The organism is Mesorhizobium sp. M6A.T.Ce.TU.002.03.1.1 (assembly GCF_003997275.1).
GTDB lineage: Bacteria > Pseudomonadota > Alphaproteobacteria > Rhizobiales > Rhizobiaceae > Mesorhizobium > Mesorhizobium mediterraneum.
In genome coordinates this window covers 1-3536 of record NZ_RZTI01000246.1, presented here as the reverse complement: position 1 = coordinate 3536, position 3536 = coordinate 1, and the positions used below count along the sequence as shown (strand labels likewise).

3 protein-coding genes and 1 tRNA gene are annotated in these 3536 nt (G+C 58.9%); 3 read left to right on the top strand and 1 reads right to left on the bottom strand.

The genetic code is table 11. The features are described 5' to 3' along the window. The first annotated feature begins 314 nt into the window (after window positions 1-314). Window positions 315-1247, top strand: a complete 933-nt coding sequence (locus EOC93_RS33005) for a lysylphosphatidylglycerol synthase domain-containing protein (protein WP_127206707.1) — start codon at window positions 315-317, stop codon at window positions 1245-1247. A 548-nt stretch (window positions 1248-1795) separates the two neighbouring features. Further along, window positions 1796-1869: transfer RNA gene (locus tag EOC93_RS33000), tRNA-Gln, on the top strand. Window positions 1870-2055: 186 nt separating this feature from the next. Here EOC93_RS33000 and EOC93_RS32995 read toward each other — a convergent pair. Then, complete coding sequence (locus tag EOC93_RS32995; RefSeq protein WP_127206706.1) at window positions 2056-2325, bottom strand: hypothetical protein; 270 nt, start codon at window positions 2323-2325, stop codon at window positions 2056-2058. Between the two features lie 605 nt (window positions 2326-2930). Between EOC93_RS32995 and EOC93_RS32990 the strand changes: the two genes are divergently transcribed. After that, window positions 2931-3125, top strand: coding sequence for a hypothetical protein (locus EOC93_RS32990; protein ID WP_245329883.1), 195 nt, complete (start codon window positions 2931-2933; stop codon window positions 3123-3125). The last annotated feature ends 411 nt before the right edge of the window (window positions 3126-3536 follow it).

The following is a 3536-nucleotide window of genomic DNA, read 5'->3' as shown; positions in this document are numbered from 1 at the left end:
GATAGGGCCTTTCCCTTCTCTCCTTGTGGGAGAAGGTGTCGCCGAAGGCGACGGATGAGGGGTGTTCCAGGGAACGCCAACGTCTCACTCCGCTGGAACCTCCCTCAACCGTCTCGGGGCTACGCGCCGATCCCCCTTCTCCCACAAGGGGAGAAGGGAAGAAGAGGCAGACGAGCCGCGCCTTGCCGGTTGAATAGCCGGCTTCGATAAGGCATTTCTGAAATGGCGGAGATGGAACATTCGGAATCGCGGACAGTTTTCCCGACGCGAACCGAAAAAGGGGCAACTGGGCTGCAACGCATGATCGTCACGTCATGAATTGGAGGCGCTATTTCTGGCCGGTCGTCGGCATTGCGGCGGTCGTCTTCTCGCTGTGGCTGCTGCTGCACGAACTGCGCGGCATTTCGCTCGACGATGTCTGGGACGGCATCGTCGCCATCCCGGCCCGCGGCTGGGTGCTCGCCGCGCTGAGCTCGGTCATCGCCTATGCGTCGCTGGCCGGCTACGACCACATCGCGCTCCTGCATATCGGCAAGAAGGTTTCAGGGCTGTTCGTCACCCTGTGCTCCTTCACCACCTACGCGCTGTCGCACAATATCGGCGGCTCGGTATTTTCAGGCGCCGTGATCCGCTACCGCGCCTACGGCACAAGGGGCCTGACCGGAAAGGATGTCGGCGTCCTGGTGGCGATCTGCTGGATCACCTTCGTGCTATCGACGGTCCTCGTTTCCGGCCTCGTGCTGGTCTTCGAGCCGGAGATCATCGACCGGTTCTCCGGCGCGCCGCACCATGGCCTGACGATTGCCGCGGGCGTCGCCATGTTGCTGCTGGTGGCGGCCTACATCTTCGGCAGCTGGCTACATCTCAGGCCACTGAAGATCGGCAGCTTCCAGGTTCATTATCCGGCCCTGCCGATCGTCGCGCGGCAATTGCTGATCGGCCCGATCGAGCTCCTGGCGGCGGCGGCGATCATCTTCTTCGCCCTGCCCGTATCAGGCAATCCCGGCTATTTCGTCGTGCTCGGCGTCTTCCTGGTATCGTTCTCGATCGCGCAGATCTCGCATGCGCCGGGCGGGCTCGGCGTGTTCGAGGTGGTCTTCCTCGCCGGCCTGTCGCACATGGACCCGGTCGGCGTGCTGGCCGCACTGCTGGTGTTCCGGCTGTTCTACCTGATCATCCCGCTGCTGATAGCGCTCGGCGTGGTGCTGTACTTCGAGCATTCGCAGCTCGGGCGGGGTGGGAAGTGAGATGCCGGGCAATCGTTTCAGACGGTGATGCGCGAAGAATGGGGAAGAGGGCCGCAACGCTGAGTGAGGCGCGGCCCCCTGCTGTTCAACGCCGCGACGCCCAGAGGTAACGGCATGGATCCTAGGGTCTCCGCAACGTCGCTTCGCTCCTGCTCCGCCCTAGGATGACGAAGGCGTGTTGGCTTACGGCTAGTCGCAAATGTTGAAAATTAGCACCGGTCGCAAACCAAGCTGACGCTAATGGCAAATCTCCAACCTTGGAGATTGGCCGAAACTACACTCCTTTCGTCATCCTAGGGCGAAGCAGGAGCGAAGCGACGTCGCGCAGACCCTAGGATCCATGCCGTTACAGTGGCCGAAGAACGCAGCGATGCAGTGGCTTCACTGTCTCGTCGAGGAATGTGTAAGGGTAAGGGACGCATCAAAAACCTGACGCGATTGCCCCAAATGAAGCATGGCACAGGCTTGACTATTTTCCGGCGGCGGCTACAAGGCACGCGCGGCGCCATCGCCGCCCTGCCCGCGCGGTTTTCTTCAACCGCGCCTGCTGGGGAATAGGTTAACGGTAGACCCACGGACTCTGACTCCGTTAGTCCTGGTTCGAATCCAGGTTCCCCAGCCAAACAAAATCAAGCACTTAGCTGCCTAAATCGCCAAAAACCATGTTGCTACCGCTGGAATTGGCAGCAACATAAGCCATTGATTTGTAAGGCTTGGTAATGAGCGGAGGCTGCGAATAGCAACATGGCGACATGAAAAACTCCCGTCGGAGCGGGGTTTTGTCGTTTGCCGGTGCTTCGCCCACCAGCTAGGCCGCAAGTTCGGCGGCCCATTCCGGTGTTAACAAGCAAACCGCCCAAGCCGCGTCATCGATCGGCTTGAGACTACCCAATATCATCCTGTCTCTATTCGGATCCACGGTTGCGAATGAGCGCACGCCGTAAACATCTCCTAGCTTTCCGGCTTTCGCTCGAGACAGCACCAGCGACGGCATGGGCTGGTCGCGGTGTGTGATCCATGCCCCTAGTTCGAATTGCCAGTCGGCGTCGATGCCGGCAGCGTTTACGTGGAAGTTCATTTGCAAGTCTCCAGGTTGCGGCTCTCACAAAGCCAAGCCGGAAGTGGCACCGGCAGCCGGTGGTGTGAGACGACCTGGAAATCGCCGGCAAGCTTTTAGGTCTCGACCTTGGACATAGCTATGCCACCCCGGCCAAGGTCTGGTCCGCCGCCGCGTCGACCCATGTGACCCTTCCCTCGCCAGAAAGCATGGCGGAGAATCGAAGCTGACGCAAGAGCAATATCTTGTAAGATATTGAAATCATAAGGCATTTTCGCCTTAAAAGTCTAGTCGTGATATGCGAAACCGCCTACTTGCTGATTGTGCTTGTAATTTCGAGGCGGGCCGGGCGTGAGGCTGAAGGGCTAGCGCGGGTCTCCTCACCGAACGTCGACCATTGCCGCCGCGTACTTCGTTCGCATGTTTCGATTACATTAGATTTAGCTAAAATATTAAACAGCCAGTCGAGCGCGCGCCCCGAAGACTCGCTGGTCAGGCCCAGCGGCCTCACCCCCTAACCAAGCCGCTGGGCCGCCCCAGAGCGAAGCGTGCTGTCGCTGTACATTAGCGACCTTCGGAACTGCCTGGCGCTATGCCGCGTTAATCTTCTGAATCGGGAGATAGCTGTGCAAAAAAAAGACTATCGAACGAACAGAGCCGACTATGCGATTGCCGCGAAGCATGGCCGCGCGACCGCTGAGGGTGATGAGCTGCCGGCGAGAAAAAAGAAGTCCCTGTTGGCAAGGGATCGGCGATCTGAAAAGTTGACTGAAAATCCGTCGGAAAGCGCGCCAGAACCGAAAGCCAGAACGCGCGGTTAGATTTTTTGAAAGCGGCGCCGACCGCATTCACTTCCCTACTCGTCATGACGAACAGTGTTCGTTCGAATGATGCTATTCCGTTGCCTTGAGCGCAAGTTTTTGGTCAGCCAGCACAGCGCCTCCTCTTAAGCTCGCTGGTGGTCAAGGCCCGCGATGAAACGGCCAATCAAATACTATCTTAAGCGCCACGTGCGCTACGATCCGGACCTGCTGCCCCGCACGGGGCACAGGTACAAGCCAGCCAAACCGGCCCACGATGCCGTATGGCCCAATGTCATCTCGGCAATTGCTATTGCCGGTTTCGTCCTCGCGTTCATCTGGAGCTAAGACGATGCGATCAATGGACACCACGCACACGCTGATCTAGCTCCATCTTCATGCGCACCTTCGTTGCAGCATTGCTATGGCTCA

Excerpts from the sequence above, each read along its gene's own strand:
- EOC93_RS33005 (WP_127206707.1), top strand. The coding sequence starts at position 315 with ATGAATTGGAGGCGCTATTTCTGGCCGGTCGTCGGCATTGCGGCGGTC.
- EOC93_RS32995 (WP_127206706.1), bottom strand. The coding sequence starts at position 2,325 with ATGAACTTCCACGTAAACGCTGCCGGCATCGACGCCGACTGGCAATTC.